At 61.3% G+C, this 25045-nt stretch carries 27 protein-coding genes; 15 read left to right on the top strand and 12 right to left on the bottom strand.

What is annotated here, in order from left to right; genetic code table 11:
• Positions 1 to 82: 82 nt before the first annotated feature.
• Positions 83 to 1093 carry a Gfo/Idh/MocA family protein gene (locus ACEK02_RS28445; protein WP_371424817.1) on the bottom strand — a complete coding sequence of 337 codons (1011 nt, stop codon included), beginning with the start codon at positions 1091 to 1093 and terminating at the stop codon, positions 83 to 85.
• A 255-nt stretch (positions 1094 to 1348) separates the two neighbouring features.
• On the opposite strand from ACEK02_RS28445, the gene ACEK02_RS28440 reads away from it, so the two are divergent.
• From ACEK02_RS28440 to paaE, 10 genes are all read left to right on the top strand, one after another.
• Positions 1349 to 2512: an ABC transporter substrate-binding protein gene (locus ACEK02_RS28440; RefSeq protein WP_371424816.1), complete on the top strand. Its 1164-nt coding sequence runs from the start codon at positions 1349 to 1351 to the stop codon at positions 2510 to 2512.
• 44 nt (positions 2513 to 2556) lie between these two features.
• Complete coding sequence (locus tag ACEK02_RS28435) at positions 2557 to 3669, top strand: ABC transporter ATP-binding protein (protein WP_371424815.1); 1113 nt, start codon at positions 2557 to 2559, stop codon at positions 3667 to 3669.
• An 8-nt stretch (positions 3670 to 3677) separates the two neighbouring features.
• Positions 3678 to 4565, top strand: coding sequence for an ABC transporter permease (locus ACEK02_RS28430; protein WP_371424814.1), 888 nt, complete (start codon positions 3678 to 3680; stop codon positions 4563 to 4565).
• Positions 4566 to 4574: 9 nt separating this feature from the next.
• Positions 4575 to 5387, top strand: a complete 813-nt coding sequence (locus ACEK02_RS28425) for an ABC transporter permease (protein WP_371424813.1) — start codon at positions 4575 to 4577, stop codon at positions 5385 to 5387.
• A 90-nt stretch (positions 5388 to 5477) separates the two neighbouring features.
• Positions 5478 to 6350 carry a phenylacetic acid degradation operon negative regulatory protein PaaX gene (gene paaX / locus ACEK02_RS28420; RefSeq protein ID WP_371424812.1) on the top strand — a complete coding sequence of 291 codons (873 nt, stop codon included), beginning with the start codon at positions 5478 to 5480 and terminating at the stop codon, positions 6348 to 6350.
• A 76-nt stretch (positions 6351 to 6426) separates the two neighbouring features.
• Positions 6427 to 7419, top strand: coding sequence for a 1,2-phenylacetyl-CoA epoxidase subunit PaaA (paaA, locus tag ACEK02_RS28415; RefSeq protein ID WP_371424811.1), 993 nt, complete (start codon positions 6427 to 6429; stop codon positions 7417 to 7419).
• Positions 7420 to 7436: 17 nt separating this feature from the next.
• Positions 7437 to 7724: a 1,2-phenylacetyl-CoA epoxidase subunit PaaB gene (gene paaB, locus ACEK02_RS28410; protein ID WP_089265549.1), complete on the top strand. Its 288-nt coding sequence runs from the start codon at positions 7437 to 7439 to the stop codon at positions 7722 to 7724.
• A gap of 79 nt (positions 7725 to 7803) precedes the next feature.
• Positions 7804 to 8580, top strand: coding sequence for a 1,2-phenylacetyl-CoA epoxidase subunit PaaC (gene paaC, locus ACEK02_RS28405; RefSeq protein WP_371424810.1), 777 nt, complete (start codon positions 7804 to 7806; stop codon positions 8578 to 8580).
• On the top strand, positions 8574 to 9077 hold the full coding sequence (gene paaD, locus ACEK02_RS28400) for a 1,2-phenylacetyl-CoA epoxidase subunit PaaD (RefSeq protein WP_371424809.1): 504 nt from the start codon (positions 8574 to 8576) through the stop codon (positions 9075 to 9077). Before paaC ends, paaD begins: the two co-directional genes overlap by 7 nt.
• A gap of 12 nt (positions 9078 to 9089) precedes the next feature.
• Positions 9090 to 10169 carry a 1,2-phenylacetyl-CoA epoxidase subunit PaaE gene (paaE, locus tag ACEK02_RS28395; protein WP_371424808.1) on the top strand — a complete coding sequence of 360 codons (1080 nt, stop codon included), beginning with the start codon at positions 9090 to 9092 and terminating at the stop codon, positions 10167 to 10169.
• Here the strand turns inward: paaE and ACEK02_RS28390 are convergent, their stop codons facing one another.
• The 8 genes from ACEK02_RS28390 to paaG all read right to left on the bottom strand — a co-directional run bounded on the left by ACEK02_RS28390 (position 10170) and on the right by paaG (position 17632).
• Positions 10170 to 10595: a PaaI family thioesterase gene (locus ACEK02_RS28390; RefSeq protein WP_371424807.1), complete on the bottom strand. Its 426-nt coding sequence runs from the start codon at positions 10593 to 10595 to the stop codon at positions 10170 to 10172. It lies immediately after the preceding gene.
• A gap of 31 nt (positions 10596 to 10626) precedes the next feature.
• Positions 10627 to 11865 (bottom strand): cytochrome P450, encoded by a 1239-nt coding sequence (locus ACEK02_RS28385; protein WP_371424806.1) that lies wholly within the window; start codon positions 11863 to 11865, stop codon positions 10627 to 10629.
• A 38-nt stretch (positions 11866 to 11903) separates the two neighbouring features.
• Entirely contained in the window at positions 11904 to 12215 is a 312-nt protein-coding gene (locus tag ACEK02_RS28380; protein WP_371424805.1) for an EthD family reductase, read from the bottom strand.
• A gap of 66 nt (positions 12216 to 12281) precedes the next feature.
• A complete protein-coding gene (gene paaZ, locus ACEK02_RS28375) occupies positions 12282 to 14309 on the bottom strand; it encodes a phenylacetic acid degradation bifunctional protein PaaZ (protein WP_371424804.1) in 2028 nt (675 codons plus the stop codon).
• Positions 14310 to 14352: 43 nt separating this feature from the next.
• Positions 14353 to 14991 (bottom strand): TetR/AcrR family transcriptional regulator, encoded by a 639-nt coding sequence (locus ACEK02_RS28370; protein ID WP_371424803.1) that lies wholly within the window; start codon positions 14989 to 14991, stop codon positions 14353 to 14355.
• A gap of 23 nt (positions 14992 to 15014) precedes the next feature.
• Positions 15015 to 16349 (bottom strand): phenylacetate--CoA ligase PaaK, encoded by a 1335-nt coding sequence (paaK, locus tag ACEK02_RS28365; protein ID WP_371424802.1) that lies wholly within the window; start codon positions 16347 to 16349, stop codon positions 15015 to 15017.
• A 21-nt stretch (positions 16350 to 16370) separates the two neighbouring features.
• Entirely contained in the window at positions 16371 to 16841 is a 471-nt protein-coding gene (gene paaI, locus ACEK02_RS28360) for a hydroxyphenylacetyl-CoA thioesterase PaaI (RefSeq protein ID WP_371424801.1), read from the bottom strand.
• The gene (paaG, locus tag ACEK02_RS28355) at positions 16841 to 17632 is read right to left on the bottom strand and encodes a 2-(1,2-epoxy-1,2-dihydrophenyl)acetyl-CoA isomerase PaaG (protein ID WP_371424800.1); all 792 of its coding nucleotides are present in this window, start codon (positions 17630 to 17632) and stop codon (positions 16841 to 16843) included. Before paaG ends, paaI begins: the two co-directional genes overlap by 1 nt.
• 202 nt (positions 17633 to 17834) lie before the next feature.
• Here paaG and ACEK02_RS28350 point away from each other — a divergent pair, with 202 nt between their 5' ends.
• The 5 genes from ACEK02_RS28350 to ACEK02_RS28330 all read left to right on the top strand — a co-directional run bounded on the left by ACEK02_RS28350 (position 17835) and on the right by ACEK02_RS28330 (position 22419).
• Entirely contained in the window at positions 17835 to 19016 is a 1182-nt protein-coding gene (locus ACEK02_RS28350; RefSeq protein ID WP_371424799.1) for an ABC transporter substrate-binding protein, read from the top strand.
• A gap of 106 nt (positions 19017 to 19122) precedes the next feature.
• Positions 19123 to 19995, top strand: coding sequence for a branched-chain amino acid ABC transporter permease (locus ACEK02_RS28345; RefSeq protein WP_371424903.1), 873 nt, complete (start codon positions 19123 to 19125; stop codon positions 19993 to 19995).
• Between the two features lie 3 nt (positions 19996 to 19998).
• Positions 19999 to 20943, top strand: a complete 945-nt coding sequence (locus ACEK02_RS28340; RefSeq protein ID WP_371424798.1) for a branched-chain amino acid ABC transporter permease — start codon at positions 19999 to 20001, stop codon at positions 20941 to 20943.
• Positions 20940 to 21722 (top strand): ABC transporter ATP-binding protein, encoded by a 783-nt coding sequence (locus ACEK02_RS28335; RefSeq protein WP_371424797.1) that lies wholly within the window; start codon positions 20940 to 20942, stop codon positions 21720 to 21722. Before ACEK02_RS28340 ends, ACEK02_RS28335 begins: the two co-directional genes overlap by 4 nt.
• Positions 21715 to 22419 carry an ABC transporter ATP-binding protein gene (locus ACEK02_RS28330; RefSeq protein ID WP_371424796.1) on the top strand — a complete coding sequence of 235 codons (705 nt, stop codon included), beginning with the start codon at positions 21715 to 21717 and terminating at the stop codon, positions 22417 to 22419. The genes ACEK02_RS28335 and ACEK02_RS28330 overlap by 8 nt, the downstream gene beginning before the upstream one ends.
• A gap of 90 nt (positions 22420 to 22509) precedes the next feature.
• On the opposite strand, the gene ACEK02_RS28325 is transcribed toward ACEK02_RS28330, so the two are convergent.
• The 3 genes from ACEK02_RS28325 to ACEK02_RS28315 form a co-directional block, all read right to left on the bottom strand.
• Positions 22510 to 23256 carry an SDR family NAD(P)-dependent oxidoreductase gene (locus ACEK02_RS28325; RefSeq protein WP_371424795.1) on the bottom strand — a complete coding sequence of 249 codons (747 nt, stop codon included), beginning with the start codon at positions 23254 to 23256 and terminating at the stop codon, positions 22510 to 22512.
• A 47-nt stretch (positions 23257 to 23303) separates the two neighbouring features.
• Complete coding sequence (locus ACEK02_RS28320) at positions 23304 to 24266, bottom strand: sugar kinase (RefSeq protein WP_371424794.1); 963 nt, start codon at positions 24264 to 24266, stop codon at positions 23304 to 23306.
• A gap of 61 nt (positions 24267 to 24327) precedes the next feature.
• On the bottom strand, positions 24328 to 24999 hold the full coding sequence (locus ACEK02_RS28315) for an L-fuculose-phosphate aldolase (protein ID WP_371424793.1): 672 nt from the start codon (positions 24997 to 24999) through the stop codon (positions 24328 to 24330).
• Positions 25000 to 25045: the final 46 nt, after the last annotated feature.

Here is a 25045-nt window from a genome sequence, read left to right as displayed (position 1 = left end):
ATCCGAACATGCTCCAGTCTTTGGCAATATTACATCTTTTTGACAAGTCGGTGCGCTGTTGCTCGCCGGTGATTGCATTGGGTCAAGCGCGGGCGGCGGCGTCTGACAACCATGCTTCGATCAACCGCTGCACGAGAAGCGCAGAGCGTACGTTATTGGACGGCTCGCGTCCTTGTTCGATTGCATCCAGCATCTCGGTGATCACGCCTCGATGTGGTCCGTGATCGAATGCCATCGGATCGGCTCCTCCGCCGCCTGATTGCGCGGTCCCGACCGTCTCTGGCGGGCCTTCGTGGCGATGGATGGCCAACTGGAACGTCTCGAGATAGGCCGAGCCGCGCGTGCCAGCGATTTCGATACGCTCCGGATAGCCCGGCCGCGCAACACTGGTGGCATCGAGCACGCCGATGGTGCCGCTCTGGAAGCGCACCGCCGCCGCCGTCACGTCTTCGGTATCGATCGCCCGGAGCGGCGAGGTCGACGCAAAGCCGGTGACGTCCTTGTGCGGCCCGACGAAGTGCAGAAGCAAATCGAGAGTATGGATGGCCTGCGTGAGTAACACGCCGCCACCGTCGCGAGCCTTCATGCCGCGGCCAGGTTGACGGAAATAGGCATCGTCGCGCCACCAGCGGATCGATGCACTCGCCGACAGGATATCGCCCAGATCTCCCTGGTCCAGCACAGCCTTCAGGCGTAGTGCTGCGGGACGAAAGCGATGCTGCAGGCACACGCCGCACCGCACGCCGGCAGCCTCGGTGACGGCCGCGAGTTCTTCACCCCGGGCAACCGATATCTCAACGGGTTTCTCCACCAGAATGTGTTTTCCCGCTGCGGCTGCAGTCTGCACGGTGGCCAGATGCGTTCCGGGGGGCGTCAGTATCAAGACGAGATCGAGATCGAAGCGCGACAGCAAATCCTCTTCGCTATCGAAGACCGGAACGTCCCACTGCCGTGAAAACGCCGACCGCCGGTCCGCTGACGGCGCAAATCCGCCGACGATCGTAATCCGTCCCTGCGCCTGCAGTTCAAGCAACGAAAGAATGTGCGGCTTCACCGCCATTCCCAGCCCGATCAGGCCGACTCCAATTGGCATGTGTTTCTCCCGATGGCCCACCTTCTCAAGGCGCCGACTTGTCGGCTCTTGGGGGCGGTTATGAAGTCACAGATTGATATGCGAACGAGAACTACGGGCAAGGTGCGACATCGCGACATCAGCAAGTCCTGCTCATGATCGGCTGATCGCGATCTCCCAATGCTTGACAGATGTCGCCTAACTCGTCGATGCTGTGTTTACAAATAAATGACAACCGCGCGTGACGCGGGTGCATATGCCATGGAGGAAACGGAAATGCGGATCTATCCGAATGCATTATTGCGCCCGTTTGCGGGCGCTGCGGCTGTCTTTGCCGCAACGGCCTTCACTGGCACACCTCTGCGGGCTGCTGAGCCGATCGTTCTCTCGATCATCGATACCGGGGGCGATCTCGCATCCACCCAGGTCATCATCGAGAACTACAAGAAAGCCAACCCCGACAAGGTCAAGGAGATCAGGATTCAGCGCGCGCCGGCGCCGGAATTGCCGGCCAAGATCAAGGCTCAGCAGGATGCGGGACGGCTGGATATCAACCTCGTGCTGACTGGACAGGACGGCGGCGCATTTCTCGCGGCCAACAACCAGCTGATCAAGATTCCCGATTTCGAGAAGCAGTTTCCGCGCGATGAGATGACGCCTGCCGGCAAGGCGCTATATGACGAGGGGCGCGACTACATGGTGCCGTCAGTGGGCAACGCTGGCGGGCCGGTGTTCGTCTACAATCCCAGCAAGGTCCCCAATCCGCCGAAAACCGCCGAAGAATTGCTGGCCTGGGCGAAGGCAAATCCGGGTCGGCTGATGTATGCGCGGCCGGCGAATAGCGGACCAGGCCGGTCGATCGTGCTGGGCATGGCGCATATCCTCAATGATTCAAAGCCGCTCGATCCAGACAAGGGGTGGGACAAGACCTGGGCCTATCTGAAGGAGCTTGGGCAGTACGTCGAATACTATCCGACGGGCACCGCGATCACATTGAAGGAATTCGCCCAGGGGCAACGCTGGATCATCGCCGGCATCATGGAATGGGACATGAAGCCCCGGGCCCAGAGCGTCATCCCGCCGGACTCCAAGATCACCATCCTTCAGAACACGACTTTCGTGGTCGACGGACACTACTGGTGCATCCCCACAGGCGTGCCGAAAGAGCAAGTCGACGTCATCCTCGATCTCATGAAATTCATGCGTCGACCGGAGCAGCAGGTGCTTTCCTGGCCGGGCTTCATTGGGCCGACTATCACGGCGGCTACGATGGAAAAGGCGCCTAAGGATATCCAGGATCTTGTGAAGGAATTCTGGCGCCCCGAATACGACGAAGTCGGAACCAAGTGGAAAGTATCCCCACCGCTCGGCGTGAAGGAATTGAGCTACGCGATGGATCGTTGGGACCGGGAAGTGGGCGCAAACCAGGTCAAGAAGTAACCAATTCGATGAGCGTGCGGGTCCGCGCATGAGCGGGCCTGCCGATGACCTTGTTGCTTCTCACTCAGAAACGGGACGACATGAACGGGCCGGGAGAGACGTTGGACTCGCTGAAGCTTGGGATCACCAAGCGCTATGGCAACAAGACCGTGCTGGACAATCTCGAGCTTGATATCCGAAAGGGCGAGTTCGTTACCTTCCTTGGACCAAGCGGATGCGGAAAATCCACGGCCTTGTCGATTGTCGCCGGTCTGATTGCGGCTACCGAGGGGGAGATCAGGCTCAATGGAGCGCGGGTCGATCATCTGCCGCCAGAGAAGCGCGCATTCGGAATGGTATTCCAGAACTACGCGCTGTTTCCTCACATGACGGTTTTCGACAACGTCTCGTTCGGGCTTACCCTGAAGCCGCTGTCGAAGGATGAGATCAAGAAACGCACCGATGCGATGCTCAAGCTGGTGCAATTGACCGGCTATGAGGAGCGTTATCCGGGCCAGCTCTCCGGCGGTCAGCAGCAACGCGTCGCGATTGCGCGTGCCCTCGTATTGCATCCGCGCTTGATGCTGTTCGATGAGCCGCTTTCGAATCTCGACGCCAAGCTGAGGGTCGAGATGCGTGCGGAGATCAAGCAGATCCACGCCGCGCTGGGGCTGACATCGATCTACGTGACCCACGACCAGGCTGAAGCATTGTCGCTGTCGGACAGGATCGTAGTGTTACGCAACGGCGTCCTGATGCAGTCGGGTACCCCGCAGGAAATCCATGACCGGCCGAAGAATGTCTTCGTAGCGGACTTCATGGGGTTCCGGAATTTCTTCAAGGTCAGGATCGCATCAGTGTCGGACGGGATCGCCGAGGGCGTCGGTGATGGCATCCGCATTCGGGCACGGGCAGGGGCCGACGTGCGAGCGGATACCGACATGGTGATGGCCATACGCCCGGATGACATCCATGCAGGCAGGGAAGTCGTGTCAGGTGCCGAAGATGTCAATGGCCGTGTCGAAGTGGTCGAGTATCTCGGTCGGGAACAGGAAGCCGCGATACGGATCAATGAACACACGCGGGTCTGGTTGCGCACCGCCGAAGCGATACGAACCGCCGATACGATCGGCCTTCAGTTTCCGGTCGACAAGGTCGTCCTGCTGCCCGCGGAATAGGCGAGAGAATGATGCGCGCGGTAGCGAATGACGAGAAGAGCGAATTCGACGGGCTGGCATTCCTCTGTCTGCTGCCATCGTTGCTCTACGTTCTGTGCATGTTCGTCTATCCGTTTCTGTACGGCGTCTATCTCAGTCTCCAGCCGCAAAAGGTCGATGGCTTCAGTTTTGCAAACTATCTCGCATTCTTCAGCGATCCCTATCAATACGGCACGATCTGGATCACCTTCAGTCTGGCGATTCCCACCACCGTCGTTGTCCTTCTGCTGGCACTGTGGCTCGCTTACGGCATGCGCCGCGGCATTTTCATGGAACGGACCGTGACCACGATCCTGATCATGCCTATTTCGCTCGGCGTGATCCTGCTCTCGGAAGGCATTCTGGGATTCTATGGGTCGCAGGGCTGGTTCAACCAGGTTCTTCTTGCGCTCGGCCTTATCAAGGAGCCGTTCATCCTGACTCATAACTACGCTGGCGTCATGCTGGCGTTGTTCATGCAGCAGTTCCCGTTCTGCTTCCTGATGCTGCTGGGATACATATCCGGTATCGACCCCAGCCTTGAACGCTCGGCGCGGATGCTGGGGGCGACACCTTCGATCGTCTTCCGGCGTGTGATGCTGCCGCTCATCGCGCCCGGCCTCGCCATCGCATTTGCGCTGGTGTTCGTCATGAGCTTTGCGGTCTTTCCGTCCGCCATCATGCTCGGGCAGCCGGCGGGTACCACGCGCACGATCTCCATTGCGGCCTATCAGAAGGCCTTCGAGCAATATGACATGTCGGCCGCCTCCGCGATTGCGGTGGTCATGGGCCTGTGTCAGCTGGCGGCGCTGCTGGTCATCATCCTGTTCCGTCGCCGGTTGTCGCCAGCAGCGACCATGGGCGTCGGAAAGAGATAGGGCCGCACAATGCGAACCAGAATGTGGAAGCTCTCGCTCTATCTGTTCATCGTGGGTTTCATCCTCAACATGCTTGGGATCGTATCCCACGTCGTGGTGAGTTCATTCGCGAAGCGATGGTTCGGTGGCTTACTGCCGCCAGCCTATACGACGGACTGGTTCGCTTATGCGTGGAAGAATTTCGATTTGGGGCAGGTGCTGAGTATTACGCTGCTGATCGTCGTGGTGGTCGTCGTTCTCGCATTGGCAATCGGGTTTCCAGCGGCCTACATTCTGGCTCGGCGAAATTTTCGATTCAAATCAGTCATCCTCCTGCTGTATTTTCTGCCATTGGTGATCCCTCAGATGACCTACGGGATTCCGCTAGCAACCACCCTTTATCGATATGGAGTCGGCGGATCCGTCGTCGGCGTGATCCTGGCGGTATTGGTGCCGATGGTGCCGCTGGCCGTTTTCGTGTTGATGCCGTTCTTCGAGCAGATCAGCGTCAATCTGGAATGGAGCGGGTCAATGCTTGGCGCAAGCCGGGCTCAGATTTTCAGGCGGATCCTGTTTCCCCTGATGGTACCGGGAATACTGACCGCCGGCGTCCTCGTGCTGGTCAACACGATATCGAACTTCGAACTCGCATTTCTTCTCGGCGGCGGCGGATCGCAAACGCTGGTCGTCGCACTGTTCTATAATATGTTCGCCGGAGGTGTTCGCCCCGTCTATTCGATTGATGCCATGGCCGTGATCTACATGGTGATGGTCATGACGCTTCTTCTGATCGCATTGCGGTTTGTGCGCCCGACCCAGATGGTGTTCAAGCTCGACAAATGAGTTCCAATTGTCGGGCTTTGCGTTCGCAGCCATCGCCGAAGTCCGCTCTTGGGTGTTTGTGTTCGTGCCGAAATGTTTTACGCATGCGCTATGTCGCAGCATCCGCTATTTCGAATTATCAGCCGTTTCAAGCGTGAACCCTCACGCACCGGCTCGCTGATCATCACCTTCTATGGCGACGCGATCTTGCCGCGCGGCGGATCGGTGTGGCTCGGCACATTGCTGGCATTCCTGGAGATGCTGGAGATCGACGGCGGCGTGGTGCGCACCGCGATGTCCCGGCTCGCAGCGGACGGCTGGCTCGATCGCGAGAAGGTCGGCCGCAAGAGCTTCTACAAGCTGGCTCCAAGCGGGCGGGAGCGTTTCGCGTCAGCGGTGGCGCATGTCTACAATCCGCAGCCCTCGGAATGGGAGGGGCTTCTTGAACTGCTCCTGATCTCCAATGGCGGGGATCGCGAGGTGTCGCGCGCCGCATTGACCGAGGCGGGGTTCGGCAATCCGATGCCGGGCGTCTGGGTCGCGCCATCCGGCGTCGCCGTGCCATCGGTGGTGGCCGGTGCGATCCGGCTGGAGGTGTCGGCCGATAACGAGATGGGGCGCCGCCTGATCGGAGAGTCCTGGCTGCTGCCGCGAATAGCTGATTCCTATCGGGATTTTCTGAAGACCTTCTCGCCCCTGGAAGTGTGGATCGCCGGCGCGGACGCGCTGTCGCCGGCCGATGCGATGCTGGCGCGCGTCCTGCTGATTCATCAGTACCGCCGCGTCCTGCTGCGCGACCCGTTGCTGCCACCGGCGCTGCTACCGGCGGATTGGCCTGCGGCAGAGGCGCGCGCGCTATGCGGCCGGATCTACCGGGCCTTGCTTTCGGCCTCCGAGCAGTGGCTCGACCAACATGGGGCAAATGCAGGCGGACGATTGCCAGCGCCGGGCGTGGAACTCGCGCACAGGTTCTCCGACCAGTAATCCGTTATGTTACAAAAATATCTTGCATTTCTGACTTTTGGTTATATGTTTGAGAAAACATACGGGAGGACGAGGCATGTATACGCAGGCCCTGAACGCGCCGCAGGCCGACGACCGGCATCTGGAAGACGCTGACAAATCCGCTCGTTTCGAGGCCCGCGTCGCCAATGAAGAGCGCATCGAGCCGAATGACTGGATGCCAGCTGCCTATCGCAAGACATTGACGCGGCAAATTTCCCAGCACGCCCATTCCGAAATCGTTGGCATGCTGCCGGAAGGCAACTGGATCACACGGGCGCCGACTTTGCGTCGTAAAGCGGCACTGCTGGCCAAGGTGCAGGACGAATGCGGGCACGGCCTGTATCTCTATGCGGCCGCGGAAACGCTCGGCACCTCGCGGGAGGAACTTGTCGACCAGATGCTGAGCGGCAAGGCGAAGTACTCGTCCATCTTCAACTATCCGACGCTGACCTGGGCCGATATCGGCGCGATCGGATGGCTGGTGGATGGAGCTGCCATCATGAACCAGATTCCGCTGTGCCGCTGTTCCTACGGTCCTTATGCGCGCGCGATGATCCGCGTCTGCAAGGAAGAGTCGTTCCATCAGCGCCAAGGTTACGAAATCATGGTCACGCTGTCGCACGGCACGCCTGAACAGAAGGCGATGGCGCAGAATGCGCTGGATCGCTGGTGGTGGCAGTGCCTGATGATGTTCGGCCCGCCGGATGGCGAGAGCCAGCACAGCGATCAATCGACCCGCTGGAAAATCAAGCGCTTCTCCAATGACGAGCTGCGCCAGAAATTCGTCGACGCCACCGTTCCCCAGGCCGACTATCTCGGCCTCAGGATTCCGGATCCGGATCTGAAGTGGAACGCAACGACAGGCCATTGGGACTATGGTGCCATCGACTGGCAGGAATTCCAGGACGTGCTGGCCGGTAATGGTCCCTGCAATCGTGATCGCCTCGCCGCGCGCCGCAAGGCGCACGAGGATGGCGCATGGGTGCGCGAGGCCGCCGTGGCCTATGCGGAGAAGCAGCGAGCGCGCCGCGCTGCTGTCGCGGCTTGAACGGACAGGAGCCGATCATGAGCACACCGAACATCCAGCTTTGGGAAGTCTTCATCCGCAGTCGCAACGGGCTTGCGCACAAGCATGTCGGATCGCTGCACGCCGCAGATGCCGCACTGGCGATGCAGGCTGCGCGCGACATCTACACGCGCCGCGGCGAGGGGCTGTCGATCTGGATCGTCCCGTCGGACACCATCGTCGCTTCGGATCCCGCCGAAAAGGACATGATGTTCGAGCCTGCACTGTCGAAGATCTACCGACATCCGACATTCTACGACGTGCCCGACGAAGTCGGGCACATGTGAGCGAGCGCGTGCGCGGCGTCTCTCGCGCACGCGTCAAGCTCTTACAGCAAATGAACTCTTGCCAGCAGGATCGCCGGTCATGGCTGCAGCTTCGATCTCCGTATGTGAGAGCCCCCTGGTGCTTTACACGCTGCGTCGTGCCGACGACGCGCTGATCCTGGGGCACCGGCTGTCGGAATGGTGCGGTCATGCGCCGATGATGGAAGAGGACATGGCGCTCGCCAATATGGGCCTCGACCTGATCGGCCAGGCGCGAGAACTGTATAGTTACGCGGCCAAGGTCGAAGACGTCGGCAATGACGAGGACCGCTACGCCTATCTGCGCGACGTCCGCCAGTATCGCAATTGCCTGCTGGTCGAGCAGCCGAACGGCGATTTCGCCCGCACCATCGTCCGGCAGTTCTTCTACTCGGCCTTTGCCGATTCCTACTGGCGCGCCATGATGGGTTCAAAAGATGCCACCCTGGCTGCGATCGCCGCAAAATCCGAGAAAGAGAGCGCCTATCATGTCAGGCATTCGTCCGAATGGGTGATCCGCCTTGGCGACGGCACGGCTGAGAGCCATAAACGCGCGCAGGTCGCGGTTGACGACCTCTGGTCCTTCACGGGCGAGCTGTTCCACACCGATGACAGCGATGCCGGATTGATCGCCGATGGGCTGGTGATCGATCCGGAAAGCCTGCGCGCCGGCTGGACCGACAACGTGACCGGTGTTTTGCAGACGGCGACGCTGGTATGCCCGAACAAAAGCTGGATGCAGAAAGGCGGGCGATCGGGACACCACAGCGAGCATCTCGGCCATCTTCTCAGCGAGCTGCAGTCGCTGCAGCGCTCGTTCCCGGGTGCATCATGGTAGCCGCCGATACCAGCAATAGTGCGTTGCGCGCGCGTGCATGGGCTGCCGCGGCCGAAGTAGTCGATCCGGAGATTCCGGTGCTGACCATCGCGGATCTTGGCGTCCTGCGCGACGTATCCATTGTGGACGGACAGGTCGAGGTCGCGATCACGCCGACCTATTCGGGATGTCCGGCAATGAACATGATCGCGCTGGAAATCGAACTGGCCTTGGCGCGCGAAGGCATTCGGAATTCGAAGGTCAGAACGGTATTGTCGCCGGCCTGGACGACCGACTGGATGAGCGACGATGGCCGCCGCAAGCTCAGGGAATACGGCGTGGCTCCACCGCAGACCGGGAGCGGTCGCCGGGCGCTGTTTGGTGAACAGCATGTGGCCTGTCCGCAATGTGGATCGACGGATACCGAAGTGCTGTCCGAGTTCGGCTCGACGTCCTGCAAGGCGCTGTGGCGCTGCACGGCGTGCCGCGAGCCCTTCGACTATTTCAAGTGTCATTAGGACGACTGCGCGATGTCCCATACTCCCAAATTCCATCGCCTCGCGGTCGATGATCTGCGCCGCGAGACCTCCGATGCGGTGTCGATGACGTTCGCCATTCCCGAAGATCTCGAACAGGATTACGCGTTTGCGCCGGGCCAGTATCTGACGCTGCGGACCATGATGGATGGGGAGGAGGTGCGCCGGTCCTATTCAATTTGCTCCAGTCCCGATGACCGCGAACTGCGCATTGCTGTGAAAAAGGTCGATGGCGGCGCTTTTTCGAACTGGGTGCTCGATGAGCTCAAATCGGGCGACGAACTCGACGTCATGACGCCGACCGGGCGTTTCGGCATCGCGCATACGCCGGAGCAGGCGCGCATCCATGTGGGCTTCGCCGCCGGATCCGGTATTACACCGATCATGTCGATCATTCGCGGTATTCTCGCGCGAGAGCCGAAGAGCCGCTTCTTTCTGTTCTACGGCAACCGGACGGCCTCCGGTATTCTGTTTCTTCAAGCACTGGAGGAATTGAAAGACCGCTTCATGGGCCGTCTGTCCGTGTTCCACGTCCTGTCTCAGGAAGAACAGGACCTGCCGATCCTGTATGGCCGGCTGGATCGCGACAAGGTTTCCATCCTGCTGCGCGCGATGGTGCCGGCGGAGGCGATCGATCACGTGTTCATCTGCGGACCGGTGGCCATGAGCGAGGAGATCGCGGCAACCTGCACCGAACTCGGCATCGCCGCCGAACATGTTCACGTCGAACGTTTCGTTTCGGGCCTGGGTGGCAAGCCGCGGCCCAAGCCTGTCGTGGCCCCGGAGGCACCGCCCAAGGCGGTCGCGGCGCTCATCGTGGACGGCAAGCGCAAGGACGTGCCGATCGTCGAGGGGGAATCCATTCTCGATGCGGCGCTTCGTGCCGGTATGGATCTGCCCTATGCCTGCAGGGGCGGCATGTGCAGCACCTGCCGCGCCAAGGTCGTCGAGGGCGACACGCAAATGGATGTCAACTATTCACTGGAGCCTTGGGAGCTGGAGGCGGGCTTCGTGCTCACCTGTCAGGCGCATCCAGTGTCTGCGCGCATCACCGTCGATTATGACCAGGTCTGATCACGGGCTGTCGCGCATGATCGCATAGGCCGTTTGTGCCAGCGCGACCGGCTTTGCGTCGCTTGCGGTTTCGATCGTCACGCTGCCGAATGCCATGGTGCGCCCAAGCCTGACCACACGCGCCTGCGCCAGCAGATCGGAACGCATCGCGGGCTTGAGGAAGTGGATGGTCTGATCAACAGTGGTCATCGGCAGATAGCCGCTTGCTGCCGCCGATATCGCGAACACCATGGCCGTGTCGGCCAGAGACATCAGCGCCTGCCCGCAAACGACGCCATTGTCGCGGCAGAGCCTGTCCGAAAACTTCATACGCAGGATGGCGCTGTCGGCATCGATGCTTTCGATGGACAGGTCGAGGTCCTGCACCCACGGGGCAAAGACGGTCTGCAGCAAATGTGTGGCAGCGGATGTGTCAAAGGTCGTCATCACGGAATATCCTGCATTCGATGTGAGGAAATCATCCCAGCGTTATGGGCAATGATGTGAAGCCTCGGAATCGTGCACGTCGGGCGCGTTTTGCGAGTCCTGCGGCTGCAAAATTCGGGAAGCGGGCCATGAAGCGTCCGATGGCGATGCGGCCTTCCATGCGGGCGAGATTGAGGCCGGCGCAGACATGGGCGCCCGACGCGAAAGCCAGATGGCGGTTTGGCGCGCGGCCGATGTCGAGTTGGTCGGGCGAAGAAAATTGCGCGGGATCGCGGTTTGCGGCGCCGATGCACAGCGTGATCAGCGTGCCCTTTGGAAGTGCGATGCCTCCGATCTCCGTGTCGACCGCGACGCTGCGATTGCCGAGCTGGTTGGAGCTTTCGAAGCGCAGGAATTCCTCGATCGCTGGTCGGATCAGCGCCGGTTCACCGATCAGACGCTGTTTTTGCTCCGGGAAGCGCAACAGCAGTTCGAGGCCGTTGCCGATCAGATTGGTCGTTGTCTCATGGCCGGCATTCAGGATGAAAATGCAGTTCTGCAGCAATTCACTTTCGCTGAGCCGTTCGCCGCCAGCGGTTTCGCCGGCGATGAGGCGAGTCAGGACGTCGTGTTCGGCATCGCCCGGTCGTGCCCGCCGGTTCGCGACCAGGCGGCGCAGATAGTCCAGAAATTCGGCGACGGCAGTTTCGCCGCGTGACTGCATCTGGGGCGACAGCGATGGTTCAAGGGCACCGAGAATGGCAAGCGACCAGTCGCGCAATGGGCCGCGTTCCTCATGGGGGACGCCAAGCAGGTTGCCGATCACCTCGATGGGGATCGCCGAGGCGAAGTCCTCGATCAGGTCGGCATGGCCGCGGGCCGCCATCTCGTCAAGCAGGCGGTCGACCAGCGCCACCAGCCGCGGTTCGGTTTCAGCGATCGCGCGGGGGCTGAGCGCGCCGGCAATGAGATGGCGGACCCGCGTATGCAGTGGCGGATCGTTGAATACGAGGCTGGTGGTGTGATGTTCGAACAGCAACGAACCGACGCCGTATTTAGGCGCAAACTCCACCTTCTTGTCGGAACTGAAGCGGGCCGTGTCCTTGTAGATGGTCTCCAGATCGCTGTGTCGTGTCAGGAATAGCGATCCATCGGGCATCCGGTGAAGCGGATCATGAGCCTGCAGGGCGCGATAGGTTGGGTAGGGGTCATCGTAAAAGGCGTCCGGCAATGCCTTCAACGAAAAGCCGCGGATGAGCTCCGCATCGCCGACCGCCGCCGTGCTGGCCATGAGCTGCATCTCCACCGATCATCGACGCTGTGACAGGCTCAGGCCAGAATCTCGCTGATCTGAACCGTAGCCTGGGTGTCGGTGAAATTCGGGATGTCGGCGAAGATCTCGCGGCCATGCGCCTTGCCCGCAGCCTTGAAATTGTCGAGCGAGCCGAAGGTCAGCAGCGCCATCATCTGATAGTCGGGAGCGCTGCCGTCGGGCTTGCCGACGCCCTTGACGACCTGGGCGTTGCTGAGCCCGTGCGGGGTCCAGCGTTCCCGCACCAGCGGCATATGCTTGCTCAGATAATAATCGAGATCGAATGTCGTCTCGGCTCCGGCGGGATACATCACTGTGACGAGGATCATCGTGGTTTCCTGAATGAGTTGCGGATGTAATGGCCGGCAGAGAGGAGCCGCTGCCGGATAGAAAGTTCAGGGTCGCACGGCGTTCATGGTGAGAAGTTCATAGGTCGCGGCGGTTTCGCCGGTTGCCGTGGTGATTTCGACGTCCCAGCGGACCTCGCCATACTGCTTGTTGCGCGGTGACTTTTCCTTCGCGGTCAAGCGTACCTTGATCGCTTCGCCAGGCTGCACCGGTTTGACGAAGCGCAGCGAGTCCAGACCGTAATTGGCGAGCACCGGGCCGGGATCGGGATCAACGAACAGCCCCGCGGCAAAGGACAGCAGCAGATAGCCATGGGCGACGCGGCCGGGAAAGAAAGGATGTACCTTGGTCGCTTCCTCGTCCATATGGGCGTAGAACGTATCGCCGGTGAAATGGGCGAAGTGCTCGATGTCCTCGAGCGTGATCGTGCGTTCCTTCGACGTGAAGGTCTGCCCGATATCAAGATCCTCGAAGTGATAGCGGAACGGATGCCGTTCCTTCTCGACGATCGGTGCGCCCTTGGACCAGCTTCCCGTGATCCCGGTGAGCATGGCAGGCGATCCCTGCAGGGCTGTGCGCTGCATGTAGTGCTGCGGGCTGCGAATGCCGCCGAGCTCCTCGCCGCCGCCAGCGCGGCCGGGACCGCCATGAACCATCTGCGGCAGCGGTGAGCCGTGGCCGGTCTGCTCCTTGGCGCAATCCCGATCAATCATGACCAGGCGCCCGTGGAAGCTGCCGATGCCGAATACGAGGTCGGATGCGATTTTCGTATCATGCGTATAGACCGATGCGACCAGGCTGCCGCCGCCGCGATTGGCGAGGGCGATCGCGTCATCCAGCGCGCCGTAGCCCATGACAGTGCAGACCGGGCCGAATGCCTCGATCTCATGCACGCTGATGGCGGCGGCGGGATTCGCGCAATGCAACAGCAATGGCGGCACGAAAGCGCCGCGTGCGGCGTCGGCACCCTCGACGGAAAAATGGTCGGGGTCGCCGCTGACCAGTTCGGCCTCGGTGCGCAGCTTTGCCACATGAGTGAGCACGTCGCGCCGCTGGTCCAGTCCGACCAGCGGTCCCATGCGCACGCTTTCCAATTCGGGATTGCCAATGGTGATTTTGGCGAGCCGTTCACGCAGCGCAGCGATGACCGCATCGATATGGGCGGATGGTGCCATGGCGCGGCGGATCGCGGTGCATTTCTGTCCCGCCTTCACCGTCATCTCCTTCGCCACTTCCTTGATGAAGAGGTCGAATTCCGGCGTGCCCGGCGCGGCATCGGGCGCCAGGATGGCGGCGTTGAGCGAATCCCGTTCGGCCACGAAACGAACAGCCTCCCGGGCAATGACCGGATGTCGCTGCAGCTTCTGTGAGGTCTCGGCCGAACCGGTGAAGGACACCACATCCTGACAGGTGAGGTGATCGAACAGGTCGCCGGTCGAGCCGACGATAAACTGGAAGGCGCCGTCGGGCAGAATGCCGGAATCGATAATCATGCGCGCCAGCGCATGCGCCACATAGGACGTCACGGTCGCTGGCTTGGTGACGACCGGAACGCCAGCCAGCAAAGCGGGGGCAAGCTTTTCCAACATGCCCCAGCACGGGAAATTGAACGCGTTGATATGCACCGCGACGCCGTGCAGCGGCGTCACGATATGCTGGCCAGCGAAGCTGCCGGTTTTCGACAGCGATTCCACGCCGCCATCGAGCAGGAATTTCGCGTTAGGTAGTTCGCGGCGGCCCTTGCCGGCATAGACGAACAGGGTACCGATGCCGCCGTCGATATCGATCATGTTATCGGTGCGGGTCGCGCCGGTCTGGAAGGACAGCTTGTAGAGCTGCTCCTTGCGCTCGGTCAGATACTGGCCAAGTTTCTTCAGCATGTCCGCGCGCTGGTGAAAGGTCAGCCGCCGCAGATGCGCGCCGCCAGTGCCGCGGGCATAGTCCAGCGTCTTGCGCATATCTATCCTGCCACTGGTCGCTTGCGCGACCACGTCACCGGACACTGCGCTGGCGATCTCGATAAGGTCGTGCCCGGGGGCCGCCCACTGTCCGCAAACGAAGCTTTCGAGTTTCATGTGATCGCCCTTCTTTGTGAGTGGCCCGAGTTGGGAGGCAGCGTTACTTCCGCCGCGCAGCGGCACGTTTGGGAATCGCAGCAGACTGCGCCAGCAGGTCGCGCGTGCCGTCGACGATCAGCCGCGTGACCAGGTCGGCATAATCCGCGCGGGTGAACGGCCCCTGGCTCCTGAACCAGAGGTAGTGCCAGTTGACCATGCCGAACAGCGACATGGTCACCGGCTTGAGCATCGTCGTACCCGCGAGCTGCGGCGCTATCCCGGATACGGCGCTTGAGAAGATGCGCACGAGTTCGCGCTCCATGTTCTTCAACGTGGACTGGCGCTCGTCGGACAGGAACCGCATGCTACTGATCTGGACGCTGTGCTGCGCGTCAGCGTCGCGATAGGCCTCGAGCAGCGCCGCCACCAGCTCGCGCAACCGCGCGTCAGGTGCCAGATCGGGCTGGTCAGCAGCCTCGACGACCTGCAGCAGGTCTTCGAGATGGACGCGGATGACGTCGAACAGAAGCTCATCCTTGTCCTTGTAGTAATGATAGAGATTTGCCTTCGACACCCCGCATGCGGCAGAGATCTTGTTCATGGATGCACGGTCATAACCGTATTCGGAGAACAGCTCCGCCGAGCGATCGAGGATCGCGCGGCGCTTGTCGTCGTAATTGTTGGCGCGGGGACGGGCCATGTTGAATCGAAGTCCTTTGGAGTCTAGCTCTGCGGCCGGCGGTCGAGGATGCGTCTGGCCTTGCCGGCCGAGCGTTCGATGCCGTCGGGGTCGCGGATGATGACGCGCGATGTGATGCCGATGGTGTCCTTGATCGCCTGCTCCAGCCGGTTGGCGGCGGCCTGACGAAGGTCTGATGCAGAGAATTCGGGACGTGCCTCGACGTGAATCTCCATCTCGTCCATGCGACCGCTTCGCGTCAACACGATCTGGTAATGCATCGACAAGCCAGGGATGATCTGCAGCTTTTCCTCGATCTGGGTGGGAAACACATTGACGCCGCGCAGGATGATCATGTCGTCGGTGCGACCGGTGACCTTCTCCATGCGTCGCATGGCGCGCGCCGTGCCGGGCAGCAGGCGGGTGAGGTCGCGCGTCCGGTAACGGATGATCGGCATTGCCTCCTTGGTCAGCGATGTGAACACCAGCTCGCCTTCCTCGCCGTCTGGCAGCACCTTTCCGGTATGCGGATCGATCACCTCCGGATAGAAATGATCCTCCCAGATATGCAACCCGTCCTTGGTCTCCACGCATTCGCTGGCGACGCCCGGGCCCATCACCTCCGACAGGCCGTAGATGTCGACGGCATGAAGATCGAAGGCTTCCTCGATCTCCTCGCGCATCGCATTGGTCCACGGCTCGGCACCAAAGATGCCGATTCGCAACGATGACTTGCGCGGATCCAGGCCCTGCTTCCGGAATTCATCAAGGATCGCCAGCATGTAGGATGGCGTAACCATGATGATGTCCGGCTTGAAATCGGTGATGAGCTGTACCTGACGTTCGGTCATGCCGCCGGAGATCGGGATCACCGTGCAGCCGAGACGTTCCGCGCCATAATGCGCGCCGAGGCCGCCGGTGAACAGGCCATAGCCATAGGCATTGTGCAGTTTCATGCCGGCGCGTCCGCCCGCGGCGCGGATCGAGCGAGCAACCACATCGCTCCAGGTGTCGATGTCGCGCTTGGTGTATCCGACGACGGTGGGCTTGCCGGTGGTGCCGGACGAGGCATGGATGCGCGCGACCTGCTGCTCGGGTACCGCAAACATGCCGAACGGATAGTTGTCACGCAGGTCGGCCTTGGTGGTGAACGGAAATTTCGCCAGATCGTCGAGACTCGTGAGATCGCTTGGATGAATGCCGGCGGCGTCGAACTTGCTGCGGTAATGTGGCACGTTGTCATATGCATGGCGCAGTGACCATGCGAGTTGCTTGAGCTGCCAGGTCCGCAGGTCTGCGGTGGCGGCGACTTCATACCGGTCCAGTTCGGTGGGCTCGGGTCTGAGCTGGTTCAGCTTGCGCAGCGGCATTTGAAACATGGAATCCTCCCGGATCTGCTTTTATTGATCTGTCGTGGAATTCGGCGGCAGCACCTCGCCCGCAATGGTGCGCGAGTGGCCGCGGAATTCGGCAACGACGATATTCTTGCTATCGCGCACGGTGACGTCGTAGATGCCGCCGCGCCCGGCCTTGGAGCGTTCGATGGCATGGGCGGTGAGCGTCTCGCCGGCAGGAACAGCGCGGATGAATGTCACGGCGCATTGTTGCGCGACGGTGCGCTGATTGTAGCTGTTGCAGGCAAAAGCGAAGGTCGAGTCGGCGAGCGTGAAGATGAACCCGCCATGGCAGATGTCGTGACCATTGGTCATGTCCGGGCGCACCGTCATGGACAACACGGCTTCGCCGGGCGCGATCCGCTGGATCGACATGCCCATTGCCTTGCTGGCGCGATCATTACGCCACATCGCATCGGCACAGGCCAGTGCCACAGTCTGCGCCGCGGTCTCGGTTGTTGCCTCACGCGCTTCCATCACTGCCTCCCGACGAAACGCGGTGCGCGTTTTTCCATAAAGGCGGTGACGCCTTCGAGATAATCCGGCGTCCGGCCGGCCTGTCCCTGCAGATCGCATTCGAGGTCGAGTTGCTGGTCGAGACTGTTAGTCTCGGAGGCATCGAGCGCCTGCTTCATCAAAGCGAGGCCAGCGGTCGGCTGGGTCGCGAAATGCGAGGCGAGGCGGTGCGCTTCAGTCATCAGATTGCCATCATCCACCGACTTCCAAATCATGCCCCAGGCTTCCGCCTGATCCGCGGGAACGGGTTCGGCGAGCAGTGCGAGCGCCCGGGCCCGCGCGGTGCCGACCAGTCTCGGCAGGATCCACGTGCCACCGGCATCCGGTACGAGGCCGAGCTTGGCGAAGGCCTGGATGAATTTCGCGGAGCGCGCGGCGATCACGATGTCGCAGGCGAATGCCACATTGGCGCCCGCGCCGGCCGCGACACCGTTGACGGCACAGATCACCGGCATCGGCAGGCTGCGCAATTTGCGAACCAGCGGATTGTAGTAGGTCGCAATAGTAACGGAGAGATCCGGTGTTTCGCCCGGCGTGAAAACGCCGTCGGAGAGATCCTGTCCGGCGCAGAAACCGCGGCCGGCGCCGGTCAAGAGCAGGGCACGGCAGGATGTGTCGGCTTCCGCAGCCACCAATGCCGCCATCAATTCGGCATGCATCGCAGCGCTGAACGAGTTCAACCGGTCGGGCCTGTTGAGCGTGAGAACGCGATAGCCTTCGCGGATTTCGGTCGTGACGAGACTCGTATCCACCACTTCCTCCCTATCGTTATTTCCGTCGTTCTTTTTCGGCTCTGCGCCGTTGTGAAGCAGACGTTACTATTGACCAACCGTTCGGTCAATTATAAAAGTCGATCCGGGATTTGGTGCCATCGCGCGCGGTTTGGCCGCTAGGATGCACGCAAAGCGCCGGGCACGCTCAAAAATGGGCGGCCATCACAGGGGAGGAAACGAGATGACGCGCCACTCGCATTTCAAGAGCCTTGCTATTGCCGCAGCCGTTGCGCTGCCGCTGTCGGGACTGTTCATCTACAATCCGGCACTCGCACAGCAGACCGTCAAGATCGGGTCGGTGTTGTCGGTCACGGGTCCGGCGTCGTTTCTCGGCGAGCCCGAAGACAAAACGCTGCGCATGTATGTCGACAAGATCAACGCTGCCGGTGGCGTGGCCGGCAAGAAGATCGAACTCGTCATCTATGACGACGGCGGCGATGCCAACAAGGCGCGCACATTCGCCACCCGTCTGATCGAAGACGACAAGGTCGTTGCGATGGTCGGTGGTTCGACCACGGGCACGACGATGGCGATGATCCCGGTGTTCGAAGATGCGCAGGTGCCGTTCATCTCGCTGGCCGGCGCGATCGAAGTGGTCGATCCCGTGCGCAAGTTCATTTTCAAGACGCCGCATACCGACAAGATGGCCTGCGAGAAGATCTTCGAGAACCTCAAGCAGCGCAATTTCACCAAGGTAGCGATGATTTCCGGCACCGACGGCTTCGGCGCATCGATGCGGGCGCAATGCGTCAAGGTCGCCCCGACCTATGGCGTGCAGATTCTCGCCGAAGAAACCTATGGCCCGCGCGACAGCGACATGACAGCGCAGCTCACCAAGATCAAGAGCGTTGCCGGGGTGCAGGCGGTGGTCAATCCGGGTTTTGGGCAAGGACCCGCGATCGTGACGCGCAATTATGCGCAGCTCGGCATGTCGGCGACCCCGCTGTATCAGAGCCATGGCGTGGCCTCGAAGAGCTTCATCGAACTCGCCGGTCCGGCCGCAGAAGGCGTACGGCTTCCGGCTGCGGCGCTTCTGGTCGGCGACAAGCTGCCGGACGGCGATCCGCAGAAGAAGGTCGTGGTCGACTACAAGCAGACATTCGAGGCAACGGCGAAGCAGCCGGTCTCGACCTTTGGCGGTCATGCATATGATGGGTTGTACATCATGGTCGAGGCGATGAAGCGCGCCAATTCCACCGACGCCAAGAAGGTGCGCGATGAAATCGAGAAGACCAAGGGCTTTGTCGGTACCGGTGGTATCGTGACCATGTCTCCGACTGACCATCTCGGCCTCGATCTATCCGCCTTCCGCATGCTGGAAGTGAAGGGCGGCGACTGGACCCTGTTGCCATCCGGTACCTGACGTCACAAACGGCGATCTCCGCGACATCCATCGTCGTGCGCGGGGATCGACCGTTCTCGCTCCACGCAGAACAGATTGTACTGGCAATGAAAGGCCGTTGGCACGCATGCCGGAGTTTTTTCAATTTCTGGTCTCGGGCCTGACGATCGGCGCGGTCTACGCCCTGGTCGCGCTTGGCTTTACCCTGGTCTACAACGCCTCCGACGTGGTGAACTTCGCGCAAGGCGAGTTCGTCATGCTGGGCGGAATGGTCACGGTGTTCGTTCATGCGGCCGGTGTGCCGCTGCCGTTTGCGGCGCTGGTCGCGGTCATCGTGTCGGTCGTCCTTGGCCTGTTGCTGTACTGGCTCGCAATCGCGCCGGCCCGCGGTGCGTCGGCCGTGTCGCTGATCATCATCACCATCGGCGCGTCGATTCTGTTGCGCGGTGCGGCGCAGATCGTTTTCGACAAACAGTTTCACAAGCTGCCGTCATTCTCCGGTGATACGCCGGTGCAGATTCTCGGCGCGGCCGTTCAGCCGCAGAGCTTCTGGGTGATTGGCGGCACGGCCGTAATGGTCCTGCTGCTCTACGTCTTTCTCGAACGCACCCTGCTCGGCAAGGCTGTGCTCGCCACGTCGGCCAACCGGTTCGCCGCGCGGCTGGTCGGCATCAATACCACCACCATCATGGCGCTGGCTTTCGGCGGTTCGGCCGCCATCGGTGGTGTTGCTGGCATCCTGATCACGCCGATCACCCTGACGAGCTACGATGTCGGTACGTTGCTGGCGCTGAAGGGTTTTGCTGCGGCCATGCTCGGCGGCATGGGCAATCCGCTCGGAGCCGTTGCAGGCGGGCTACTACTCGGGCTGCTCGAAGCGTTCGGCGCCGGTTACATCAGCTCGACCTATAAGGATGCGTTTGCCTTCATCGTGATCCTCTCAGCGCTGTTTGCCGCGCCCCAGGGACTATTTGGCCGCCGCACCATCGAGAGGGTCTGAGCGATGCTTGCAGCCTTGCGCCACCGCTATGGCATTCTGCTCGTGCTGGCGATCGTCATCGCCGTCCTGCCGCTGGCATTTCCGTCGAGCTATTATTTCCGGGTCGCGTCATTGGTCTGGGTCTCTGCCTTCGCGGCGATCGGCCTGAATATCCTGATGGGAAAGGCCGGCCAGGTCAGTCTCGGCCATGCCGGTTTTTTCGGGATCGGCGCCTATGCCGTCGCGATCGGCCCGACGCATCTCGGCGTGCCGTCGTTGGCGGCGGCTCTGCTCGGCTGCGTGCTGTCGGCGCTGCTGGCCTTCCTGGTCGGCCGCCCGATCCTTCGCCTGAAGGGACACTATCTCGCTATCGCAACGCTCGGCTTCGGCGTGCTGGTGGCGCTGGTCATCACCACAGAAAGCCGCTGGACCGGTGGTCCGGATGGCATATCGGTGATGAAACTCACGCTGTTCGGCTGGCGCGCCAGCGGCTCCGATACCTGGTACTGGATTACGGGCGGGCTGCTGCTCGCTGGCACCTGGGTCGCGCTCAATCTGGATGATACGCCGACCGGACGCGCGTTTCGCGCGCTGCATGACAGCGAGATCGCCGCCAGGGTGACTGGCGTCAACGTCAATCGTTTCAAGTTGCAGGCCTTCGTCGTTGCTGCGGTCTACGCTTCACTCGCAGGTTCCGCGCTCGCGCTGATGAACGGCTTCGTCAATCCGGATCAGGCCGGCTTCCTCCATTCCATCGAACTGGTGACCATGGTCGTCTTGGGCGGCCTCGGCTCGGTGGTAGGCAGTATCGTCGGGGCGGCGGTGCTGATCATGTTGCCGCAGGTTCTCACCGTGTTTCAGGAATACGAGAATCTGATGCTGGGTTTCATCATCATCGTATCGATGATCTTCATGCGCGAGGGCATCGTGCCCGTGCTGTCGAAATTCATGACGGGGCGCCGCGCATGACCATTCTCAAAGTCAGCGATATCGGCATCTCGTTCGGCGGCCTCAAGGCCATCGACGGCGTCGGCTTCTCCGTTGAGGCCGGCCAGATATTCTCCATCATCGGGCCGAATGGCGCCGGCAAGACCACATTGTTCAATGTGGTCTCCGGCATCTACGAAGCGAGCCAGGGCCGGGTCGAACTGGCCGGGCAAGATGTCACCCGTTTCGCGCCGGATGCACTGGCGGCGCGGGGCCTGTCACGCACCTTCCAGAACCTGCAGATCTTCCAGCGCATGACCGCGATCGAGAACGTCATGGTCGGCCGCCATCTGCAGGAAAGGTGCAACCTGTTCGCAGATCTGTTGAGGCTGCCATCGGTAACGCGGCAGAACAGGGAGACCCGGGAAGCCGCTGCGGCGTTCCTCGACGAGGTCGGATTGCGCGATAGCGCTGACACGCTGGCGGGGGCGTTGTCCTACGGCGCCTGCAAGCGGCTCGAGATTGCGCGCGCGCTGGCGAGTGAGCCGCGCGTGTTGTTGCTCGACGAACCGGCGGCGGGCTGTAATTCGGTGGAGACCGAGGAGATCGACCGGCTGATCTGCCGGGTGGCCGCGAAGGGCATCGCCGTGGTGCTGGTCGAGCACGACATGAAGCTGGTGATGAAGATCTCCGATCGCATTCTGGTGCTGGAGCGAGGACGACCGCTGATCGAAGGCAGTCCAGCCGAGGTGCGAGCCAATCCGGCGGTGCTTGAGGCCTATCTCGGCAAGCATGGTGCACGGGAGGCGGCCCGTGCTTGAGATCTCCAATCTATGCAGTCGTTACGGACGTATTGACGTTCTCAAGGGCGTCAATCTTGACGTGAAGACAGGCGAAGTCGTTGCGCTGATCGGTTCGAACGGTGCCGGCAAGACGACGCTGCTGCATGCGCTATCCGGCGTTCAGCCGATAAGCGACGGCCGGGTGACGTTTCTCGGTGAACGCATCGACGGCCTGCCTCCACATCTCCGCGTGGCACGTGGCATTCTCCAGTCCCCGGAAGGCCGCCAGATATTCGGTCCGCTCACCGTCGAGGATAATCTCCGGCTCGGCGCCTATCTGCGGCGCGACAAGGAGATCGCTGTGGATCGCGACAGGATCTTCGGCATGTTTCCAATTCTGGCGGAAAAGCGGAATCAAATAGCAGGTGGCCTGTCAGGCGGCCAGCAGCAGATGCTGGCCATCGGCCGGGCCCTGATGGGGAAGCCGAAGCTGCTGCTGCTGGATGAACCCTCGCTCGGCCTGTCACCCTTGCTTGTTGATCAGATATTGGCCGCCATCGTTTCGTTGCGTGCCCTCGGCATGACCGTATTGCTTGTTGAACAGAATGCGATGGCAGCGCTTGAAATTGCCGACCGGGGTTATGTGATTGAAACCGGCCGTATTGTTCATGCCGGGCCTGCATCGCAATTGCTGTCAGATCCCAAAGTAAAAGCGGCTTATCTCGGCCTGGAATGATATTGGCATGGGCGCTTGTGGCGAAAGCGGACATGTCGAAATGTCCGCTTCCGGCCCATACTCTAACGGGCGATGGACCAAGTCTCTCGTCTAGCTGTAGAAGATGCCGCCATCCACGTTGAGCGCCTGACCCGTCACGAACGCTGAATCATCCGACGCAAAGAACGCAACGGGACCGACGACGTCTTCGGGCTCTCCGAGCCGATGCAGGTCGGTAATTTTTTCGAAGTAAGTAACCCGCTCCGGATCGCGAAGATTGTTGCGGCCCATCTCCGTCAGGATTATGCCGGGGCATACGGCATTGACCGTGATGCCGTGACCTCCGAACTCCATCGATGAGACTCGTGTAAAACCGACGACGGCGGACTTCGATGCGGCATAGTGCGATTGCCCGGGTCCGCCCGTTCGCGCGGCCAGCGACGCGATGTTGACGATTCGGCCGTAGCGCCGTTCCTTCATATGCGCCACGACTGCCTGGGTCATCTGGAAAACGCCGCGCACGTTGACGGCAAAAGTCTGGTCCCAGATCTCGGGCGTCAATTCCTCGATCGCGGACAGTTTCAGGATGCCTGCATTATTGACCAGGACATCGATGTGCCCGAGGCCTTTCACAGCTTCGATGACTGAGCGCTGGCAGTCGCTGATCTTGCTGACATCGGCCAGCACGGGGAAGCACTGTCCACCAATCTTCTCGACCGTAGCGACGGTCTCCAGGAGAACTGACTCCTGAGCAGCGATATCGTTCAGTGCAAGGTTATAGCCGCGCTGGGCCAAGCCAATGGCAATCGCGCGTCCAATTCCACGGCTGGCTCCCGTGACGATGGCGGTTCTGGTCATGATGTGTTCGATCCTGTTGTGCCGATAGATGTGATGTGAAGGATAATCTATGAGCGCGCTGCGCCGCGGACCGGCAGCGTGTTCATCGCCTTGATGGTCTCGTCGAAGGAGATGAGATTGGCGCCGGAACCCAGACCCGTTGCGACGATTGCAGCCGTCGCGGTGGCCAGTTTCGCGCATTCGAGCAGATCCCAGTCGCGAACGAGCCCGGCAATGAAGCCGCCGGTGTAGGAATCGCCGCAGCCCGAAGTATCGCGCACCATCACCTCGAAAGCCGGCACCGTGAACTGCCGTCCGTCACGCGTCATCACGAAGGAGCCGTTCTCGCCGAGCGAGATGGCGCAGGCGCCGGCACCCTTGCCGATGAAGAACTGCGCGCAGGCGGCGGGATCGTCGGTGCCGACCAGAGCGTGGGTCTCATCGATGCTTGGCATGAAAAAGTCCACATAGGGCATCAACGGCTCGACCAATGCGAGAGTTTCGCTTCGCGCCTGAATCAGATCGAGAGTCGTGATGCAGCCGGCGGCTTTCGCATCCTTGAGCAGCGACACCGATGGAGCGCCGTCCATTTGCAGCAGCGAGCCAACGCCGCCGAGATGCAGCACCTTGCTCTGGCAGGCCACTTTCTGGGCGTGTTCCGAAATGCGCCAGCGGGCGGAGGCGCCGCGGGCATGCAGGACGGGGCGGGACCCGTCTGGACGGATGGGGAGGATCGTGGCTGACGTCGGGCTGCCGGCCATCCGCTCCATCACCGAGATATCAATGCCTTCACGCGTGAGTGCATTCAGCACCCAATCGGCCTTTTCGTCGTCGCCCACAGCGCCGACAGCACGCGCCTTCACGCCCAATCGCGCGCATGGCACCACGGTGCCGCCGGCCGTACCGGCCACCGTGAGGCGAATCTCATCGATCAGAGCGCGCCCACCACCGGCCGGGATTTCGGTGACTGGAACGCCGAGGATGTCCAGGATGTAGGTGCCGCAGACGCTGACGTCGTATTCGTGTGCCATGAGGCATGTCTCGCAGGAGTTGATGGTGGGAAGTGGTTCAGTTCAGGCGATGGGAGATGTATTACGCGCTGCTGCCGTCGCGCAGGCCGTATTGACCCCAGCGCTTGAGGAGGCTGTCGATCTCATCGTCGGGCAGCAGTGGCGGCGTGCCGAGCTGCAGGCAGCCATGATACTGCTTGGCGAGCACCTCGACCTCGACCGCAAGCCACAAAGCCTTGCGCAGATTTGGACCGATCGCGATCAGCCCGTGATGCGCCAGCAGGCAGGCACGACGATGACGCAGGGCGATCAGGGCCAGTCGTGAAAGCTCCTCCGTACCGTATTGGGCATAAGGTGCGCAGGGGATGTCGTTACCGCCGGCTGCCGCGATCATATAGTGGATAGCCGGAATCGGTCGGTTCATGATCGCGATCACGGTGCAGAAGATCGGATGCGCGTGGACCACGGCTGATGTCTCGGGCTTCGACCTGAGGATGTCGAGGTGGAAGCGCCACTCCGTCGACGGCACATTGCCCGGCGATGCCGTCCACGAGCCGTCCCATTTCATAGCGACGATATCCTCGGGCCGCATGCTGTCATAGGGCACGCCCGATGGCGTGACCAGGATGCCGTCGTCGGTGCGGACGCTGATATTGCCGGACGTGCCCTGGTTGATGCCCAGCGCCGACATCTCCCGGCATGCGTCGATGATGGATTGTCGAACCTGGATGTCTGGCAATGGGGTCGTCACCATGTTGCTTATCCTCGCCACGCGTCACCACCGGTGACGCTGCAATGTT

This window comes from Tardiphaga sp., from assembly GCF_041424195.1.
Lineage (GTDB): Bacteria > Pseudomonadota > Alphaproteobacteria > Rhizobiales > Xanthobacteraceae > Tardiphaga.
The sequence above is the reverse complement of the archived record's forward strand: the minus strand, read 5'-3'. Positions and strand labels throughout refer to the sequence as shown.

Excerpts from the sequence above, each read along its gene's own strand:
- ACEK02_RS28445 (WP_371424817.1), bottom strand. The coding sequence starts at position 1,093 with ATGCCAATTGGAGTCGGCCTGATCGGGCTGGGAATGGCGGTGAAGCCG.
- ACEK02_RS28440 (WP_371424816.1), top strand. The coding sequence starts at position 1,349 with ATGCGGATCTATCCGAATGCATTATTGCGCCCGTTTGCGGGCGCTGCG.
- ACEK02_RS28435 (WP_371424815.1), top strand. The coding sequence starts at position 2,557 with ATGACCTTGTTGCTTCTCACTCAGAAACGGGACGACATGAACGGGCCG.
- ACEK02_RS28430 (WP_371424814.1), top strand. The coding sequence starts at position 3,678 with ATGATGCGCGCGGTAGCGAATGACGAGAAGAGCGAATTCGACGGGCTG.
- ACEK02_RS28425 (WP_371424813.1), top strand. The coding sequence starts at position 4,575 with ATGCGAACCAGAATGTGGAAGCTCTCGCTCTATCTGTTCATCGTGGGT.
- paaX (WP_371424812.1), top strand. The coding sequence starts at position 5,478 with ATGTCGCAGCATCCGCTATTTCGAATTATCAGCCGTTTCAAGCGTGAA.
- paaA (WP_371424811.1), top strand. The coding sequence starts at position 6,427 with ATGTATACGCAGGCCCTGAACGCGCCGCAGGCCGACGACCGGCATCTG.
- paaB (WP_089265549.1), top strand. The coding sequence starts at position 7,437 with ATGAGCACACCGAACATCCAGCTTTGGGAAGTCTTCATCCGCAGTCGC.
- paaC (WP_371424810.1), top strand. The coding sequence starts at position 7,804 with ATGGCTGCAGCTTCGATCTCCGTATGTGAGAGCCCCCTGGTGCTTTAC.
- paaD (WP_371424809.1), top strand. The coding sequence starts at position 8,574 with ATGGTAGCCGCCGATACCAGCAATAGTGCGTTGCGCGCGCGTGCATGG.
- paaE (WP_371424808.1), top strand. The coding sequence starts at position 9,090 with ATGTCCCATACTCCCAAATTCCATCGCCTCGCGGTCGATGATCTGCGC.
- ACEK02_RS28390 (WP_371424807.1), bottom strand. The coding sequence starts at position 10,595 with ATGACGACCTTTGACACATCCGCTGCCACACATTTGCTGCAGACCGTC.
- ACEK02_RS28385 (WP_371424806.1), bottom strand. The coding sequence starts at position 11,865 with ATGGCCAGCACGGCGGCGGTCGGCGATGCGGAGCTCATCCGCGGCTTT.
- ACEK02_RS28380 (WP_371424805.1), bottom strand. The coding sequence starts at position 12,215 with ATGATCCTCGTCACAGTGATGTATCCCGCCGGAGCCGAGACGACATTC.
- paaZ (WP_371424804.1), bottom strand. The coding sequence starts at position 14,309 with ATGAAACTCGAAAGCTTCGTTTGCGGACAGTGGGCGGCCCCCGGGCAC.
- ACEK02_RS28370 (WP_371424803.1), bottom strand. The coding sequence starts at position 14,991 with ATGGCCCGTCCCCGCGCCAACAATTACGACGACAAGCGCCGCGCGATC.
- paaK (WP_371424802.1), bottom strand. The coding sequence starts at position 16,349 with ATGTTTCAAATGCCGCTGCGCAAGCTGAACCAGCTCAGACCCGAGCCC.
- paaI (WP_371424801.1), bottom strand. The coding sequence starts at position 16,841 with ATGGAAGCGCGTGAGGCAACAACCGAGACCGCGGCGCAGACTGTGGCA.
- ACEK02_RS28350 (WP_371424799.1), top strand. The coding sequence starts at position 17,835 with ATGACGCGCCACTCGCATTTCAAGAGCCTTGCTATTGCCGCAGCCGTT.
- ACEK02_RS28345 (WP_371424903.1), top strand. The coding sequence starts at position 19,123 with ATGCCGGAGTTTTTTCAATTTCTGGTCTCGGGCCTGACGATCGGCGCG.
- ACEK02_RS28340 (WP_371424798.1), top strand. The coding sequence starts at position 19,999 with ATGCTTGCAGCCTTGCGCCACCGCTATGGCATTCTGCTCGTGCTGGCG.
- ACEK02_RS28335 (WP_371424797.1), top strand. The coding sequence starts at position 20,940 with ATGACCATTCTCAAAGTCAGCGATATCGGCATCTCGTTCGGCGGCCTC.
- ACEK02_RS28325 (WP_371424795.1), bottom strand. The coding sequence starts at position 23,256 with ATGACCAGAACCGCCATCGTCACGGGAGCCAGCCGTGGAATTGGACGC.
- ACEK02_RS28320 (WP_371424794.1), bottom strand. The coding sequence starts at position 24,266 with ATGGCACACGAATACGACGTCAGCGTCTGCGGCACCTACATCCTGGAC.
- ACEK02_RS28315 (WP_371424793.1), bottom strand. The coding sequence starts at position 24,999 with ATGGTGACGACCCCATTGCCAGACATCCAGGTTCGACAATCCATCATC.